The sequence below is a fragment of the Actinoplanes italicus genome (genome assembly GCF_003001815.1).
GTDB classification, from domain to species: Bacteria; Actinomycetota; Actinomycetes; order Mycobacteriales; family Micromonosporaceae; genus Actinoplanes; species Actinoplanes italicus.
Genome location: NZ_PVMZ01000015.1, coordinates 95,880 through 112,429 on the forward strand (window position 1 = coordinate 95,880; position 16,550 = coordinate 112,429).

The following is a 16,550-nucleotide window of genomic DNA, read 5'->3' on the forward strand; positions in this document are numbered from 1 at the left end:
CCCACCTCATCCGCGCCGGGGGATGCCACCGGCGTGGATCGTCAGCACGCTGCACCCATGACAGGGGACGCGAAGACGACCGGCCGACCGGCGAAGCTGGGCATCCTGCTGTCGATGGCCATGTTCGTGCTGGTCGTCGACACGTCACTGATGAACGTGTCGATCTCGGCGGTGGTGCGGGACCTGAACACCACGGCGAGTGGCGTACAGTCCGCGATCGCTCTCGAGGCCCTGGTCTCGGCCGCCTTCATCCTGATCGGTGGCAAGATCGGCGACCTGATCGGGCGCAAGAAGGCCTACGTGCTGGGCCTGCTCGGATACGCGGTCGGCGCGATCGCCATGACCATCGCCGACACCCTGCTGCCGATCGTCATCTGCTGGGCGCTGATCGGCGGCATCGGTGCGTCCCTGCTGCTGCCGGCGATGCAGTCGCTGATCCACGGCAACTTCGAAGGAGCGGAACAACGCCGGGTGTACGCCATGGTCGGCGCCGCGGCCGCGATCGCCGCCGCGGTCGGACCGCTGCTCGGCGGCTTCATCACCACGTTCCTGTCCTGGCGGGTCGGCTTCGCGCTGGAGGTCGTCATCATCGCGGCGGTGCTCTCCGGCATCGGCCTGATCCGCAACGTCGAGTACACCGGCCCGCGCCACATCGACGCCGTCGGCTCGGTGCTGTCGGTCATCGGCATGGGCGGCATCGTCCTCGGCATCCTGGTGTGGGAGGAGGGCGGCGACGCCGTCGTGGCGCTGGTCGTGCTCGGCGTCCTCGGGCTGGCCGGTCTCGCGTACTGGCTGGTCCGCCGTAAGCGCGCGAACCGTCCCGCCCTGCTCGACCCGGACCTGTTCCGGTCGGCGCTCTTCCGGGCCGGCATCACCGGTCAGATGCTGCAGCAGATCGCGCTCGGCGGTCTCATGATCGCCCTGCCGATCTACCTGCAGATGGTGCTCGCCTACAACGCCCTCGAAGCCGGGCTGTCACTCGCGCCGCTCTCGCTGAGCATGTTCGCGGTGGCCCTGCTGGCCGGGAGACGAGCCGGACGACGGCGGCCCGCGGTCATCATCCGTACCGGCTTCGCGCTGCTCAGCATCGGCACCGCGGTCCTCATCCCGCTCGTGCCGCGCGCCGGTTTCGGCTGGCAGCTGCTGATCCCGCTGGCGATCGCCGGTTCCGGGCTGGGGCTGCTGGTCTCCCAGCTCAACAACTTCACGCTGTCGCCGGTCGAGGAGGAGCACGTCAGTGAGGCCGCCGCCGTCAACTCGGCGAGCGGCTCCTTCGGTCTGTCGTTCGGCCTGGCCACCGCCGGCGCGATCATGCTGGCGACGCTGGCGTTCTCGTTCACCGACCGGGCCGAGCAGAGCACCGTCCTCACCCCGGCTCAACAGCAACAGGTCGCCACCGCCATGCAGAGCGACGCCGAGGTGATGACGAACGAGCACCTCGAAGCCCTTCTTCAGGACCAGTCACCCGAGGTACGCGAGGAGATGCTCCGGATCAACACGGAGGCACGGCCGATCGCGCTGCAGCTCGCACTGCTCCTGCCGCTGCTCGCCGGACTGCTCGGCCTGCTCAACTCGTTCCGGATGGCGCGGCTGCCGGACCCGCGCCCGGCCGGCGACGACACGAACCTGCTCGGCTGACCTCTTTCCCGGGCTGATCAGCAACCCATTGTCACCTGCTCGGTACATTCGGATGCCATCATGCCGGGATGCGTTCAACGGTGGCGGCAGTGCACGACGTGGTGACCAGGCTGGAACCGGCCGACAATCTCGAAGGCGAGCACCGGGGACACACTCTCGGCTGGCTCCGGCGTACCGACGACATCTTCCGGCGGGTCAAGCCGGCCGAACCTGTCCAGCACCTGGTCTCGTACGTCGTCCCGGTGGATCCGGCCGACGGCGGCCTGCTCCTGGTCGAACACGTCAACGCCGGTCTGTGGCTACCGCCGGGCGGACATGTCGAGGTCGACGAGGACCCGTACGACACCGCGGTCCGCGAGATCGAGGAGGAGCTCGGCATCATCGCGAAGGTCTCCCCCGAACCGCTCTTCCTGACCGTCACCGAGACCGTCGGCATGGACGCCGGGCACACCGACGTGAGCCTCTGGTACATCGTCGAGATTCCCCGCGACCAGGAGGTGAGTCCCGACGCGGGCGAGTTCCACAGCGTCCGCTGGTGGAGCCGCGACGAGTTTCTCAAGTCCGACCCGGCGCTGTTCGACCCGCACCTGCACCGCTTCCTGCGCAAACTGCCCGGCTGAAGAACAGGGCTAACGCAGGACACGGAAGGTGAGATGGGTGACGCCCCGGCCCTCGATCACCTCGGGATCGTCCAGCCGGATCGGCGTCACCTCCTGCGCTCCGAAGAAACTGATGCCCGTGCCGAGCAGCACGGGCACCAGTGACACGACAAGCTCGTCGAGCAGGCCGGCGTCCAGGTACTGATGCGTCAGCGTCGGCGTTGACACCGACACGGTCCGGTCCCCCGCCACCTTCTGCGCCGCCTCCAGCGCCCCGATGGCGTCCGGATGGAACGAGGTCTCCGAGTCGTCACGCGGCCAGCCACCCGGCACCGAATGGCTCACCACGAAGACCGGACACCCGGCCGGATGCCGCCCACCCCACCCGTCGGTACGGTCGAACAGCCGCCGCCCGCAGATCAGCGCCCCCGCCCCGGCGAGCGAGTGTTTCAGGAACCTGGCGCTCGCCTCGGTCACGTGGAACACCCAGCGTGGGTCGGCGCTCGGCACCTCGACCTCACCGTTCTGATACCAGCCGAAAAGCTCGGCCACACCGTCGTTCTCATCCGCGACGAACCCGTCCAGCGACATGGACAGAGCAGCGACGACCTTGCCCATGGCAGGCCTCCTCACGCGCATCCCTTCTCGCAGGTTTTCCCATCACGGGTGGTTCACGCAAGCCCTTCACGTGCGCATTCGCCCTGCTGAGGCCTTGGTGTGCAGGCCTCGAAGCCATGGACTCCGATATCCCACGCGAACGACAGAGGCCCGTCACCCGACGGACGATGGTGCTCCGAGCTGGAATCGCACCAGCGACCTCCGCCTTGTCGGGGCGGCGCTCTCCTGCTGAGCTACCGGAACGTGGAGGCAGGGGCGGGATTCGAACCCGCGATTTCCGGCTTATGAGACCGGCGAGGACGACCGAACTCCTCCACCCTGCAAGTGCGCCGCCAGGGACTCGAACCCCGAACCCGCTGGTTAAGAGCCAGCTGCTCTGCCAATTGAGCTAGCGGCGCGCACTGCACGTACTGCGTCGGGTCGGCGGGATTCGAACCCGCGACATCTCGCTCCCAAAGCGAGCGCGCTGACCAAGCTGCGCCACGACCCGTGTGTTCCCCGTGTCGCCGGGTGGTCTCGAACCACCGGCCTCCGCCTTATGAGGGCGGCGCTCTGGCCCGCTGAGCTACGGCGACGTGCGGAGAGCGGGAGATTCGAACTCCCGGCAAGGGTTATTACCCCTGCTACGGATTAGCAATCCGCCGCCTTAGGCCACTCGGCCAGCTCTCCACTGTGTTACCTACCCCGTGTTGCGTACCCGGAGAGGGATTCGAACCCCCATCCTCCGCACCCTGAATGCGGCGCCTCTGCCAGTTGGGCTACCCGGGCATGATCAAAACGTGCGTGCCCTCGGCGCGATTCGAACGCGCACCGTCCAGATCCTCGGTCTGGTGCCTCTGCCGTTGGGCCACGAGGGCGGTGAAGCTGCGGGCGGAGGATTCGAACCTCCAACCTCCGAGTCCAGAGCTCGGCGTGCTGCCGGTTGCACCAGCCCGCACAAGAGTGGCTACCGGGCTTCGAACCCGGGACCTCCGCCATGGCAAGACGGCGCTCTGACCAACTGAGCTACAGCCACAATGTTTCCGCGTCCCCGGAGAGATTCGAACTCCCGACACCCGGATCCGTAATCCGGTGCTCTATCCGCTGAGCTACGGAGACATCAAAGTCGTTCGCTGTGGAATTTTCAAAGAATGTGCGTACGAAAAAGCCGCCCTGTCCGGGATCCGGAGGGCGGCGCGCTGATCGCTAGTCTGCTGCTAGCTGCGCCACCGGCCCGGGCGTCGGCCCAGACGGCCCGGACCACTCTGGACGGGAAGACTCGGAAGAACGACGGGGAGACTCGGAAGAAGGGGCATGAGCTGCAGCATCTGCTTGCCGGACATCGTCTCCCCCTCTCGGTTCTCCCGCTCCCGAGTGCGTCTCGGTGGGCGTGAGAACAAAGATAGGCAACCGCCGAGCGCCCGTCCAACGAATTAATCGACAGTTTCTTCGACGGGTTGGAGACTGGCCGGTATGGGTTACCGGATCCTGGCCGAGACCGCGATGGCGGTGCACTTCCTGTTCATCGTGTTCGTGGTGCTCGGCGGGTTTCTGGCATGGCGCTGGCCGAGAGTGATCTGGCTGCATCTGGCCGCGGCGGCGTGGGGTCTGTGCATCGTGCTGTTCGACCTGAACTGCCCGCTGACCTATGTCGAGGACCGGGCGCGGGAGCGGGCCGGGCAGTCGGGCCTGAGCCGGGGCTTCATCGACACGTACCTGACCGGGGTGATCTATCCCGAGCGGTTCCTCGACGAGGTGCGGCTGTTGATCGCGGTGGTCGTGGCGGCGTCGTACGCGGGGGTGCTCGTCAGGTGGCGGCGGCGGGGATGATCGCCTCGACGGTGCGGCGCACGTCGTCGGCTGCCGGGCGGGTCCCGGTGCGGTCGGCGAACATCAGGTGCGTCGTGCCGATCAGGATCGCGCCGAGGACGGCGGTGTCGGCGGTGGCGGGGATCCGGCCGCGGGCGCGTTCGTCCTCGAGGTAGTCGGCGATGATCTCGGCTGCCCGGGTGAGGACGGGGACTCCGGCGGGCCAGGTGTCGCGCAGCCGGGCGCGCAGGCCGTCGCGGAAGGTGACGAGCGCGACGATGGCGACGGCGACGGAGTCGAAGAGGCCGGTCAGGGCGGCGGTGACGTTGCCGGTGACGGTCGCGGTGCCGGCACCCTCACGGAGGAACAGCACCTGGGCGTCCATCCGGGTGGAGCGGTCGAGGACGTACTCGGCCAGGAACGTGTCGAAGTCGGTGAAGTGCCGGTGCAGGACACCCTTGGCGCAGCCGGCGCTGTCGGTCACGGCTCGGCTGGTGAGTGCCTCGGGACCGGATCTGAGCAGGATGCGGTCGGCGGCGTCGAAGAGCTGTTCGCGCACGTCTCGCAGGGCCACACCGGTCGGCACGGGTGCGAATCTAGCCGAGTGGGCAAGCGCCCACTAGAGTGGGCGCATGCCCACTACACCCGACAGGCAGCAGATCGCCCAGTCGTTCGGCCTCGATGCCGAGCGTTACGACCGCACCCGGCCGCGCTATCCGGCGGCCATGATCGAGCGGATCGCCGTAGACGCGCACGACCTTCTCGACGTCGGCATCGGCACCGGCATCGCGGCCCGGCAGTTCCGCGACGCCGGCTGTCAGGTGCTCGGTGTCGAGCCCGATCCGCGGATGGCCGAGGTGGCGCGCCGGTACGGATTCGCCGTGGAGGAGTCCCGGTTCGAGGACTGGGAGCCGCGCGGGCGGACGTTCGACGCGGTGGTGGCCGGGCAGACGTGGCACTGGGTGGATCCGGTCGCCAGCGCCGCCCGGGCCGCCGAGGTGCTGCGGCCGGGCGGGCGGCTGGCCCTGTTCTGGAACACCGTCGAGCCGCCGGCCGAGCTGGCCGCGGCGTTCGGCGAGGTCTACCGGCGGGCGGCGCCGAGCCTGCCGTTCAACCCGTTCGCGGTCGCCGACCCGTACGCGAGTGTCGCGGAGAAGGCCACGACCGGCCTGGACACGGCGTTCGGGACGCCGGAGGTGTGGCGGTACTCGTGGGAGCACGAGTACACCCGCGAGGACTGGCTCGATCAGGTGCCGACCGCCGGCGGTCACGGCCTGCTCCCGCCGGACGAGCTCAAGGCGCTGGTCGAAGGACTGGGCGAGGTGATCGGCGAGCGGTTCACGATGCCCTACGCCACGGTGACGGTCACCGCGACGAGGGCAGGAAGAGGCTAGGGCCGGCGCTTCCGGCGGGGTACTCGAGCAGCGGCACCTTCCCGGCTCGCCAGGCCGAGGTGACCGGCTCGACGATCCGCCAGCACTGTTCGGCGGTGTCCGCCCGTACGGAGAGGGTCGGGTCGTCGGCGAACACACCGCGCAGCACTTCCCCGTACGGTGGAAGATCTCCCGCACCGAAATCGGCGCCGATGGTGACCGCATCGAGCTCGAAGGGATCGCCCGGGCCGTTGATGTTGAAGTCGAGGGCCAGGTGGTCGGGTCCGAAGCCGATCCGCAGCCGATCCGGCTGGTCGCAGCCGGTCAGCCCGTCCGGGACGCGCGGCGGCTTCTTGAAGGTGATCACCGCCTCCTTGCGGCTGTCGCCGACGGCCTTGCCGGAGCGCAGCCGGAAGGGCACACCCGCCCAGCGCCAGGTGTCGACGGCCAGGACGAGCTCGGCGAGGGTCTCGGTGCCGCGGAAGGCGTCGACGCCGGGCTCGTCGGCGTACGACGGCAGGCTGCGCCCGTCCAGGTCACCGGCCGTGTAGCGGGCCCGGAGGCTGCACTCGGCCGGATCGTCGCTCCACGGGCGGGTGGCCCGCAGCACGTCCGCCTTACGGTCGCGGAACTCGGCCGCGGCCAGCGTGAACGGCGCCTCCATGGTGAGCAGCGCGAGGATCTGCAGCAGGTGACTCTGGATCATGTCGGCGAGCGCGCCGGCCTTGTCGTAGTAGCCGGCCCGCCCCTCGAGCGCCAGGTTCTCGTCGAAGACGATGTCGACCGCTTCGACGTGGGTGTTGTCCAGCAGCGGCTCGAAGATCCGGTTCGCGAACCGCAGCCCGAGGATGTTGAGCACCGTCGACTTGCCGAGGAAGTGGTCGACCCGGTGCACCTGCTCCTCCGGGACGAGGCGGGCGAGCAGCCCGTTGAGTTCGGCGGCCTGCTCGCTGCCGGTGCCGAACGGCTTCTCCAGCACCAGCCGGGTTCCGGGCGGCAGATCCACGTCGAGCAGCGCCTCGCAGGCGCGGGCGGTGACGGCCGGCGGCAGCGCGAAGAAGATCGCCACGGAGCCCTCCACCGAGCCGAGCAGTCCTCGCAGGTCGTCGGCGCTGGTGACGTCGGTGCGCAGGTAGCGGGCCCGGTCGGCGACGTCCGACGCGGCCGGGCTGGTGTCGCTCTCGGGCGTCTGCTCGCCGGCCGACTGCGAGGCGGCGCGGGCGCCGTGCGCGCCGAACGAGTCGTGGACGCGCTGCCGCCAGCGTGCGTCGTCCCAGTCGTCGGTGGCGGCGCCGATCAGGGTGAGGCCGGGGACGTGACCGGCGGTGAGCAGCGCGCCGAGCCCGGGCAGCAGGAGCCGGGCGGTGAGATCGCCCGTCGCGCCCAGGATGATCAGGGTCTGGTCCGTCATGGACGGTGGGTACCCCCGGAGGCCGGGCGGTACTCGACCTCGGGGCGTCCGGGTCCGCCGTACCGCGGGCTGCGGATCACCCGGCCCGAATCGGCGAGATGTTCCAGGTAGCGGCGTGCGGTGACCCGGGAGGTACCGGTGCGGACGCCGACCTCGGCCGCCGACAGGCCGGCGGGTTCGGCGCCGCGCAGCGCCGTGAGGATCAGGTCGAACGTCGTGGGGTCGAGTCCCTTGGGAAGGGTGTCGGCGGGGGCGCCGCGCAGGGTGGCGAACACCCGGTCGACCTCGTGCTGGGCGGCCACCTCCACCGATCCGGCGAGCTGGCGGCGGTACTGGGCGTAGCGGTCGAGCTTGTCGCGGAACGCCGCGAACGTGAACGGTTTCAGCAGGTAGTGCGTCACACCCAGGGCTACCGCCTGACGGATCATGGCGATGTCCCGGTTCGAGGTCACCGCCAGCACGTCGGTGCCGCTGCCGGCGGCGCGCAATGCTCGCGCGATCTCCAGGCCGTGCTTGTCCGGCAGGTTCAGGTCGAGCAGGACGAGGTCGATGGCCTCGGCACGGAGCAGGCTCATCGCGTCTCTCGCGGTCAGCGCCACCCCGGCGACCTCAAAACCTGCGACCTTCTGGGTGTACGCACGGTGCGCCTCCGCGATCAGCGGCTCATCGTCGACCACCAGGACCCGGATGGCGTTCATGCGGGCACCGGCAGCCGGACGCTGATCTCGGCTCCCCCGCCGGGCGCGGTGCGGATGTCGTAGCCGCCGCCGTACCGGTCCGCGACCTGGCGGACCAGGGACAGCCCGATGCCGTGCCCGTCGCCCTTGGTCGACCAGCCGTGCCGGAAGACCTCGGCGGCCTGTTCCGGGCGCAGGCCCGGCCCGTTGTCGCGGACCCGGACCAGCACCTCACCGCCTTCCTCGCGCACGAGCACACCCACCCGGCGCGGCAGCGGCGTGTCGGCGACCGCTTCCAGGGCGTTGTCGATCAGGTTGCCGACCACGGTGATCAGGTCACGGCCGCGCAGCAGGGAGCCGGTGAGCCGCGACTCGCTGTCGATGGTGAGCTCGACACCGCGTTCGCCGGCCTGGGCGGACTTGCCGAGCAGCAGGGCGGCCAGGGCCGGTTCGTCGACCGCGCCGACGACCTGGTCAGTGAGCTGCTGGGCGAGGGCCAGCTCGGCGGTGGCCAGTTCGATCGCCTCGTCGGTGCGGCCGAGTTCGACCATGGTGAGAACGGTGTGCAGGCGGTTGGCGGCCTCGTGCGCCTGCGCGCGCAGAGCCTCAGTGAGGCCGCGGACCGAGTCGAGCTCGCCGGTCAGTGCCCGCAGCTCGGTGTGGTCGCGGAGGGTGAGGACGGTGCCGAGCAGCCGGCCGTCGAAGCGGGTCTCGCGGCGGCTGGCGACCAGCACCCGGTCGCCGACCAGCACCGGTTCGTCCACGGTGGGCCGTCGCTCGCCGACCAGTCCCGCGACCTCGGGCGGCAGTGCGTCCGGCTCGTCGTCGGTGATACCGAGCAGGCGGCGGCCCTCGTCGTTGATCAGCGTGACCCGGCCGTCGCGGCCGACGACCACGAGGCCCTCGCGCACGGCGTGCAGGACGGCGTCGTGGTACTCGTACATCCGCGTCATCTCGGCCGGGCCGAGGCCGTGGGTCTGGCGGCGCAGGCGGCGGCTGAGCAGCCACGATCCGAAGGCGGCCAGGAGCAGGGCGGTTCCGGTGGCCAGTCCGACGACCGGCAGCTGGGCGAGCAGGGCCCGGTTGATCGCCTCGGTCCTGATGCCGACCGACACCAGGCCGATGATCTCGCCGCTGCCGGGGTCGCGCACGGGCACGACGGTACGCACCGAGTCGCCGAGGCTGCCGCGGTACTCCTCCACGACCGTGCCGCCGGACAGCGCCGCGTCGACCGTACCGGCGAAGGGTTGTCCGATCAGATCTTCGGTGGGGTGGCTGTAGCGGGTCCGGTCGGGCGCCATCACCACGACGAAGTCGGTTTCGGTGGCGTCCCGGATCGCCTCGGCGTACGGCTGCAGGGTCGCCGACGGATCGGTGTCGTCCAGTGCCGCGGCGACCGCGGGCGTGTGCGCGATCGTCTCGGCCACGGCGATGACCTCGGAGATCGCGGCGTTGCGCGCGTCGTTGCCGGCGAGCAGCACGGCGCCGGTCGTCCCGGTCGCCACGAGCAGCGTCACCACCAGCACCTGCAGGGCGAACAGCTGCCGCGCGATGCTCCACCGTCGTGCCAAACCCCGGCCTCGATTCATTTCGTACGGGTGAACAAAATGACCGTAACCGTGATTACGGCTGAGACCCAGGCCACATTCCTCCCATGACAACCGCTGCCCCGCCGGTCAAGCGCGACCGCACCCACTACCTGTACCTGGCGGTCATCGCGGCCGTCCTGCTCGGCATCGCCGTCGGCCTGCTCTGGCCGGAGTTCGCGATCGAGCTCAAACCGATCGGTACCGGCTTCGTCGACCTGATCAAGATGATGATCGCCCCGGTCATCTTCTGCACCATCGTCCTCGGCGTCGGCTCGATCCGGCAGGCGGCCCAGGTCGGCAAGGTCGGCGGTCTGGCCCTCGGCTACTTCCTCACGATGTCCACCGTGGCGCTGGCCATCGGCCTGGTCGTCGGCAACCTGATCCACCCCGGATCGGGGATGAACCTGGACGCCTCGACGGCCGCGGCCGGGCAGAAGCAGGTCGCCGCGGACACCGCCAAGAGCACCTCCGAATTCCTGCTCGGCATCATCCCGGACAGCCTGCTCGCCCCGCTGGCCACCGGCAACGTGCTGCAGACCCTGCTGGTGGCGCTGCTGACCGGGTTCGCACTGCAGGCCATGGGCGAGCGCTCGGCGGCGGTGCTCCGGGCGATCGGCCTGTTCCAGCGGCTGGTCTTCCGGATCCTGGCGATGCTGATGTGGCTGGCCCCGATCGGGGCGTTCGGCGCGATCGCCGCGGTGGTCGGCGCCACCGGCACCGACGCGCTGATCAGCCTGGCCCAGATCATGCTCGGCTTCTACGCCACCTGCGCGCTCTTCGTCCTCGTGGTGCTCGGGGCGCTGCTCTGGCTGGTCGCCCGGATCAACATCTTCAGCCTGTTCAAGTACCTCGGCCGCGAGTTCCTGCTGATCCTGTCGACCTCGTCGTCGGAGTCGGCGCTGCCCCGCCTGATCGCCAAGATGGAGCACGTCGGCGTGAGCCGCCCGGTCGTCGGCATCACGGTGCCTACCGGGTACTCGTTCAACCTGGACGGCACGGCCATCTACCTGACCATGGCGTCGCTGTTCGTGGCCCAGGCGATGGGTGACCCGCTGTCGGTCAGCGAGCAGGTCTCGCTGCTCCTGTTCATGATGATCGCCTCGAAGGGCGCGGCCGGGGTCACCGGCGCCGGGCTGGCCACGCTGGCCGGCGGACTGCAGAGCCACCGTCCCGACCTGGTCGACGGCGTGGGCCTGATCGTCGGGATCGACCGGTTCATGTCCGAGGCCCGCGCGCTGACCAACTTCGCCGGCAACGCCGTCGCGACGGTGCTGATCGGCACCTGGACGAAGGAGTTCGACCGCGACCGGGCCCAGCTGGTGCTCGGCGGCGACGACCCGTTCGACGAGGAGACCATGGTCGACGACGACCACGGCACCCCGGAGCCGAGCGCGCCCGAGCCGGAACCCGCGAAGGCCTAGCGGGGCCATATCGCTGCCTCGAGCGTCCTGAGACAGCGGTAGGACCCGGCCACGAAGATTCGGCTGTGCAGCACCGCTGTCTCGAGCGTTCTGAGACAGCGGTGCTGCACAGCCGCTCATTTGCGGACGCCGATTTCCCCCGGACGGCACCTGCGTGGAGAATCGGTCGGCGCCGATGATCGAACGCGGGGGCCCTGCATGACTTTCAATGGCTTCATCTCGTACAGCCACGCCGCAGACGGGCGGCTGGCGCCGGCCGTACAGCGTGGGTTGCATCGGCTGGCGAGGCCCTGGAACCGCCGCCGCGCGCTGTGGATCTTCCGGGATCAGACCGGCCTGTCGGTGACCCCGGCGTTGTGGTCCTCGATCCAGGAGGCACTGGACGGCTCGGACTGGTTCGTGCTGCTCGCGTCACCGGAGGCGGCACAGTCGCCGTGGGTCAACCGCGAGATCGAGCATTGGATCGCGACGAAACCGGCGGACCGGATCCTGCCCGTACTGACCGACGGGGAGTGGCGGTGGGACCCGGAACGCGGCGACCTGTCCGCGGACTCGACGGCCGTGCCGGACGCATTGCGCGGGGTGTTCGCCGAGGAGCCGCTCTTCCTCGACCTGCGCTGGACCCGCGACGACCCGAGCCTCAGCCTGAACGATGCCCGGTTCCGCGACGCGATCGCGCAGCTGGCCGCCCCGATGCACGGCCTCAGCAAGGACGAGTTGGAGGGCGAGGACGTCCGGCAGCACCGCCAGGCACAGCGGCTGCGCCGGGGAGCCGTGGCGGCGCTGGCGTTGCTGACCGCTGTGGCGTCGCTGACCGGCGTGGTCGCGGGGCACAACGCCGACCGGGCCGCCGCCGCCAGGGTCGAGGCCGAGCGGCAGACAGAACTCGCCTCGCAGGAGCGCGGCAATGCCGGGCGGTTCGCGGAGGAGGCCCGGCGCCAGCAGGAGAACGCCCGCACGCAGGAGGCTCGCGCCCACGCCGCCGCCGTGGAGACGAAGTCGCAGGAGAAGCAGGCTCGGGAACAGCGGGCCGCGGCCCAACGGGCGGCGGCCGAGGCGAGACGACAGCAGGAGAACGCACGTAAGCAGCAGGAACTGGCGAACCGGTCGCGTGCCCTGGCCGAGGAGCAGGGAAAGGTGGCCCGGGAACAGCGTGCACTGGCCGAGCAGTCCGCGCGGCAGTCGGAACGCCAGCGGATGATCGCGGAGCAGCAGCAACTCCTCGCCGCGCAGGCCACCGCGGAGGCCGAGCGGCAGAAAACCATCGCGCGGCAACAGCAGCGGCTCGCCGAGGAGTCCGCGGCGGAGGCCCGCCGCCAGGAGGCCATCGCCCGGGACAACGAACGAAAGGCGGCGGAGGCCGCCGAGGAGGCCCGCCGGCAGGAGGAGAACGCCGCCGAGCAGAAGCGGTTCACGCTCGGGCGACGGCTGTTCAACAGGGCCACGGCGACCGTCGGTAACGACCCGGCGATGGCGCTGCGGCTCGGGATCGCGGCGGAGAAGATCCAGCCCGGCGCCGAGTCCCGTGCCGAGCTCGCAGCTCTCGTCACCTCCACACGCAAGATCGGCGCCATGGACGAGGTTCTGGCCATGGCCCACGGGGCGGACGGCATCCTCGCCGTCATCGACGCCGACTACACCCTGTCGCTGTGGAGCGTGGCCGACCCGGCCGTGCCCGTCCGCCTCGTCACGCTCGAAGATTTCCTGGTCTTCCCCTTCCTGACCTTCGGCCCCGACGGCAAGACACTCGCCGTCGTCGGCGGATGGGACTTCGAGCCGGTTCTCCTCGACGTCTCCGATCCGGCCGAGCCGGTCACGATCAGCACGGTGCCGCTGCCGAACGCCGGCCGGCCCGTCTTCAGCCCGGACGGGCGGACGCTCGCCGTCGGCGACTTCGAGGGGATGTGGACCCTCTGGGACCTGACCGACAAGGAGAGCCCCGCCCGGCTCGGCCAGATCCAGGGCGCCGGTCTCACGCCGCTCACGTTCAGCCCCGACGGTCTCACCGTCGTGACGGCCGGCGTCTCCGGCGGCACCGGGAGGGTCTGGAACATCACTGATCGCAAGAACCCCATCGCGCTGCTCACACTGGACGGCAAGGTTCAGAGAGCGGCCTTCAGCCCGGTACGGCCTCTGCTGGCCACCCACGACCCCGACGGGAGTCTCTCGATCTGGAACATGAGCAACCCCGCCAAGCCGGAGAAGCTCTCGACGCAGGCGGCCCGCGCCGGCGACGTGATGTTCAGCAACGACGGCCTGACCCTGGCCACCAGTGACGACGACGGGACGGCCCGCCTGTGGGACATGACCGCGGACACGCCGGTCCACCTCGCCGATGTGAACGGCAACGACGGCGCCGCGCTGGCGATGACGTTCAGCCCGGACGCCCGGGTCCTGTCCACCGTGGCGGTCGACGGCTCACTGAGCCTGTGGACAGTCGAGGCGCACGGCACACCGAAGGTCCTCGGCCGGGCCACCGGTGAGACCCGAATCGGGCTGATGGCCGCTCTCAGCTCGGACGGCCGGCGCCTGACCACCGCACACACCGACGGGACGGCTACCACGTGGGACCTGTCGAACCCCGCCCGCCCGGTCGCACGCGCCACCGTACGTGTCGTCCCCGGTTCTCTCGATACGGCGGCGGTCAGTCCCAGCGGTGACCTCCTCGCCGCCGTCCGCTGGGCGTCGGACGGCTTCGTGACGTTGACCGATCTCAGTGATCCGAGCGCGCCGGCGCCTATCGGCAAGGTGCCCGTCGGACCATACGGCTCCACGCTCGCGTTCGGTCCGGACGGCCGGACGCTGGCCATCGGCGAGGGATTCGACGTGACGCTGTGGGATCTCACCAACCCGCGGGACCCTGCCCGGCTTCCCGATCTGCCGGGCGACGATCTGGTCGGACCCATCGCCTTCAGCCCTGATGGCAACACCATCGCCGTCGCCGAGGACCAGACGATCAGTCTGTGGAGCCTGGCCGACCGGTCGGACCCGGTTCGGACCGGGCAGCTCAAGGGGCACTCCGCCTTCGTGAGATCCATGGTTTTCAGCCCGGACGGGCGGACCCTGGCGACCGGCAGCTCGGACAGGACGGCGGCACTGTGGGACATCGCCGGCCCGATCCGCCGCCGGCAGGCGATCCTGACCGGCAACACCACGATGATCGACTCGGTGGCCTTCTCGCCGGACGGCCGCACCCTCGCGACCGGCACCAGGGACTCCGTGCTGGCACTCTGGGATGTGGCCGAGCCGTCCACCCCCCAGCGTGTCGGCGGGCTGAAGCGCACCGAACTCCAGTCGAGGTCGGTGCTCTTCCACCCGGACGGGCGCACCTTGGTGACCAGCGGCCGTGACAGCGGCGGGACACGGGCTGTGCTCTGGGACTACTCGGGGCTGAACGCTCTGCGGGCGGCGCCCTCCAAGACCGCCTGCGCCGTCACCGGTGGCGGCTTCACAGCGGAGGAGTGGGCGGCCTACGTCCCGGAGACGCAGTACCAGCCCACCTGTCCCCGCTGAGACAGCGGTAGCGCACAGCCACCAAGACCCGGCTGTCGCGCACCGCTGTCTCACGGTCGCTGAGACAGCGGTGCGCGACAGCCGCGTGTGCGGGGCGTGCCAGCGTGCTGTGCGGGCGGTGCCAGCGGGGACGGCCAGTCTGCTTCCCATGACGGAAGATCTGGTGGTGCACGCCGAGGGGCTGCGCAAACGATTCGGGAAGACACAGGCGCTCGACGGCGTGGACCTGTCGATGCGCCGTGGCACGGTGCTGGGCGTGCTCGGGCCCAACGGCGCCGGCAAGACGACCGCGGTACGGGTCCTCGCGACCCTGCTGCGCCCGGACGAGGGCCGCGCCTTCGTGGCCGGGGTGGACGTACTCAAGAACCCGCAGCAGGTACGCCGCCTCGTCGGGCTGACCGGCCAGTACGCGTCCGTGGACGAGGACCTCACGGGCGTACAGAATCTGGTGCTGATCGGTCGTCTCCTGGATCTGAGCGGAAGGGACGCGCGTCGCCGGGCCGATGAACTGCTGAACTGGTTCGATCTGAGCGAGGCCGCGCAGCGGCCGGCCAAGACGTACTCCGGCGGTATGCGCCGCCGCCTCGATCTGGCGGCCAGCCTGGTAGGCCGTCCCGAGGTGATCTTCCTGGACGAGCCGACCACCGGCCTCGACCCGGCCAAGCGCGAGGACATGTGGGGCGTCGTGCGCACTCAGGTGGCCAGCGGCGCGAGCGTGCTGCTGACCACGCAGTACCTGGAGGAGGCGGACGCGCTCGCCGACGAGATCGTGGTCGTCGACCACGGCCGGGTGATCGCACACGACACCCCCGACGGTCTGAAGCGGCGGGTCGGCGGGCAGACCCTGCGGGTGCGGCCCTCCGATGCGGCCCGGCTGCCGGACGTGCTGCGGGTGCTCGACCTCGTCGCCGCCGCGGGCACGTCGGCGAGCATCGACGAGGCCGCCGGTTCCCGGCCGGGCGCCGCGTCGGTGCCGGTCACGAGTGACGAGGTGCTCGACAAGTTGATCCCGGCGCTGCGTGCCGAGCGGATCGAGGTCACCGAGCTGGCACTGCACCTGCCGAGCCTCGACGAGGTCTTCCACGCCCTGACCGGACGCACGAAAGCCGAGGAACTGGTATGAGCACTCTCGCCGTCGCCCGCCCCGCCGGAGGTGGCGTCCTCGCCCTGGGCCGGCACGCGTTCGCCCTGGCCAAGCGCAGCCTGATCAAGACGATACGCACGCCGGAGGCGCTGATCGACGTCACGATTCAGCCGGTGATCTTCCTGCTGCTGTTCACCTATCTGTTCGGTGGCGCGATCTTCGACGGGAATCGAGGCCTCTACCTGCAGTTCCTGTTACCGGGCATGCTGGCGCAGTCGCTGGCGATGGGTGGCGTGGCGCTCGGCCAGAACCTCAACGCCGACATCGAGAAGGGCGTCTTCGACCGGTTCCGATCACTGCCGATCTCGCGGGCCGCGCCACTGGTCGGCGCGGTCATGGCCGACGTGGTCCGCTACCTGAGCGTGTGCGTGGTGATGCTCGGCTTCGGCACGATCATGGGCTTCCGGGTGCAGACGGGATTCGTGCCGGCCCTGGGGGCGGTGGCGCTGTCGATCGCCTTCGGGCTGTGCTTCTGCTGGATCTCGGTCTGGGTGGGCATGCTGGCCCGCACCTCCGGCGCCGTGCAGGGCATCATGTTCCTGCTGGTGCTGCCGCTGACCTTCGGCAGCAACGTGTACGTCCCGACCGACACGCTGCCCGGGTTCGTGCAGGGGTTCGTGGCGGTCAACCCGATCACGCCGCTGGTCGCGACGATCCGCGGGCTGCTGGTGGAAGGGCCGGTGGCCGGGCCGCTGACGACGACGCTGATCTGGATGGCCGGGCTCCTGGCGGTGTTCGTCCCGCTGGCTCTGCGCGCCTACAACAAGCGGGCCTGAGTC

13 protein-coding genes and 11 tRNA genes are annotated in these 16,550 nt (G+C 70.2%); 8 read left to right on the top strand and 16 right to left on the bottom strand.

Annotated features, from left to right (window positions below):
• The first annotated feature begins 57 nt into the window (after positions 1 to 57).
• Both CLV67_RS31530 and CLV67_RS31535 read left to right on the top strand, forming a co-directional pair.
• The gene (locus tag CLV67_RS31530) at positions 58 to 1,638 is read left to right on the top strand and encodes an MFS transporter (RefSeq protein WP_106324924.1); all 1,581 of its coding nucleotides are present in this window, start codon (positions 58 to 60) and stop codon (positions 1,636 to 1,638) included.
• A gap of 68 nt (positions 1,639 to 1,706) precedes the next feature.
• Positions 1,707 to 2,258, top strand: a complete 552-nt coding sequence (locus CLV67_RS31535; protein ID WP_106324926.1) for an NUDIX hydrolase — start codon at positions 1,707 to 1,709, stop codon at positions 2,256 to 2,258.
• Positions 2,259 to 2,267: 9 nt separating this feature from the next.
• On the opposite strand, the gene CLV67_RS31540 is transcribed toward CLV67_RS31535, so the two are convergent.
• The 12 genes from CLV67_RS31540 to CLV67_RS31595 all read right to left on the bottom strand — a co-directional run bounded on the left by CLV67_RS31540 (position 2,268) and on the right by CLV67_RS31595 (position 3,953).
• Positions 2,268 to 2,855, bottom strand: a complete 588-nt coding sequence (locus CLV67_RS31540) for a dihydrofolate reductase family protein (protein WP_106324928.1) — start codon at positions 2,853 to 2,855, stop codon at positions 2,268 to 2,270.
• 168 nt (positions 2,856 to 3,023) lie between these two features.
• Positions 3,024 to 3,098 (bottom strand) — tRNA-Val (locus CLV67_RS31545).
• A 1-nt stretch (position 3,099) separates the two neighbouring features.
• Positions 3,100 to 3,178, bottom strand: a tRNA-Met gene (locus CLV67_RS31550).
• Between the two features lie 2 nt (positions 3,179 to 3,180).
• Positions 3,181 to 3,253, bottom strand: a tRNA-Lys gene (locus CLV67_RS31555).
• Positions 3,254 to 3,270: 17 nt separating this feature from the next.
• Positions 3,271 to 3,345: transfer RNA gene (locus tag CLV67_RS31560), tRNA-Pro, on the bottom strand.
• 11 nt (positions 3,346 to 3,356) lie between these two features.
• A tRNA-Met gene (locus CLV67_RS31565) sits at positions 3,357 to 3,430 on the bottom strand.
• A 3-nt stretch (positions 3,431 to 3,433) separates the two neighbouring features.
• Positions 3,434 to 3,524: transfer RNA gene (locus CLV67_RS31570), tRNA-Ser, on the bottom strand.
• Positions 3,525 to 3,549: 25 nt separating this feature from the next.
• A tRNA-Leu gene (locus CLV67_RS31575) sits at positions 3,550 to 3,623 on the bottom strand.
• Positions 3,624 to 3,639: 16 nt separating this feature from the next.
• Positions 3,640 to 3,712: transfer RNA gene (locus CLV67_RS31580), tRNA-Leu, on the bottom strand.
• 7 nt (positions 3,713 to 3,719) lie between these two features.
• A tRNA-Gln gene (locus CLV67_RS31585) sits at positions 3,720 to 3,792 on the bottom strand.
• Between the two features lie 4 nt (positions 3,793 to 3,796).
• Positions 3,797 to 3,870 (bottom strand) — tRNA-Gly (locus CLV67_RS31590).
• 10 nt (positions 3,871 to 3,880) lie between these two features.
• Positions 3,881 to 3,953 (bottom strand) — tRNA-Arg (locus CLV67_RS31595).
• A gap of 354 nt (positions 3,954 to 4,307) precedes the next feature.
• Between CLV67_RS31595 and CLV67_RS31600 the strand changes: the two genes are divergently transcribed.
• On the top strand, positions 4,308 to 4,664 hold the full coding sequence (locus tag CLV67_RS31600) for a DUF2784 domain-containing protein (RefSeq protein ID WP_106324930.1): 357 nt from the start codon (positions 4,308 to 4,310) through the stop codon (positions 4,662 to 4,664).
• Here the strand turns inward: CLV67_RS31600 and CLV67_RS31605 are convergent.
• Positions 4,642 to 5,229 carry a TetR/AcrR family transcriptional regulator gene (locus tag CLV67_RS31605; protein ID WP_106324932.1) on the bottom strand — a complete coding sequence of 196 codons (588 nt, stop codon included), beginning with the start codon at positions 5,227 to 5,229 and terminating at the stop codon, positions 4,642 to 4,644. The two genes, CLV67_RS31600 and CLV67_RS31605, sit on opposite strands and share 23 nt — an antisense overlap.
• Positions 5,230 to 5,275: 46 nt before the next feature.
• Between CLV67_RS31605 and CLV67_RS31610 the strand changes: the two genes are divergently transcribed.
• Positions 5,276 to 6,037: a class I SAM-dependent methyltransferase gene (locus CLV67_RS31610; protein WP_106324934.1), complete on the top strand. Its 762-nt coding sequence runs from the start codon at positions 5,276 to 5,278 to the stop codon at positions 6,035 to 6,037.
• On the opposite strand, the gene CLV67_RS31615 is transcribed toward CLV67_RS31610, so the two are convergent.
• The 3 genes from CLV67_RS31615 to CLV67_RS31625 are packed head-to-tail and all read right to left on the bottom strand — an operon-like array spanning position 6,009 to position 9,675.
• Positions 6,009 to 7,427, bottom strand: coding sequence for a glucose-6-phosphate dehydrogenase (locus tag CLV67_RS31615; protein ID WP_106324936.1), 1,419 nt, complete (start codon positions 7,425 to 7,427; stop codon positions 6,009 to 6,011). The two genes, CLV67_RS31610 and CLV67_RS31615, sit on opposite strands and share 29 nt — an antisense overlap.
• Complete coding sequence (locus CLV67_RS31620; protein ID WP_106324938.1) at positions 7,424 to 8,125, bottom strand: response regulator; 702 nt, start codon at positions 8,123 to 8,125, stop codon at positions 7,424 to 7,426. Before CLV67_RS31620 ends, CLV67_RS31615 begins: the two co-directional genes overlap by 4 nt.
• Positions 8,122 to 9,675 carry a sensor histidine kinase gene (locus tag CLV67_RS31625; protein WP_106324940.1) on the bottom strand — a complete coding sequence of 518 codons (1,554 nt, stop codon included), beginning with the start codon at positions 9,673 to 9,675 and terminating at the stop codon, positions 8,122 to 8,124. Before CLV67_RS31625 ends, CLV67_RS31620 begins: the two co-directional genes overlap by 4 nt.
• An 83-nt stretch (positions 9,676 to 9,758) precedes the next feature.
• On the opposite strand from CLV67_RS31625, the gene CLV67_RS31630 reads away from it, so the two are divergent.
• The 4 genes from CLV67_RS31630 to CLV67_RS31645 all read left to right on the top strand — a co-directional run bounded on the left by CLV67_RS31630 (position 9,759) and on the right by CLV67_RS31645 (position 16,547).
• A complete protein-coding gene (locus CLV67_RS31630; protein ID WP_106324942.1) occupies positions 9,759 to 11,114 on the top strand; it encodes a cation:dicarboxylate symporter family transporter in 1,356 nt (451 codons plus the stop codon).
• A gap of 198 nt (positions 11,115 to 11,312) precedes the next feature.
• Positions 11,313 to 14,627 (top strand): toll/interleukin-1 receptor domain-containing protein, encoded by a 3,315-nt coding sequence (locus tag CLV67_RS31635; protein ID WP_106324944.1) that lies wholly within the window; start codon positions 11,313 to 11,315, stop codon positions 14,625 to 14,627.
• 148 nt (positions 14,628 to 14,775) lie between these two features.
• Complete coding sequence (locus CLV67_RS31640) at positions 14,776 to 15,750, top strand: ATP-binding cassette domain-containing protein (RefSeq protein ID WP_106324946.1); 975 nt, start codon at positions 14,776 to 14,778, stop codon at positions 15,748 to 15,750.
• Complete coding sequence (locus CLV67_RS31645; protein ID WP_106324948.1) at positions 15,747 to 16,547, top strand: ABC transporter permease; 801 nt, start codon at positions 15,747 to 15,749, stop codon at positions 16,545 to 16,547. Before CLV67_RS31640 ends, CLV67_RS31645 begins: the two co-directional genes overlap by 4 nt.
• Positions 16,548 to 16,550: the final 3 nt, after the last annotated feature.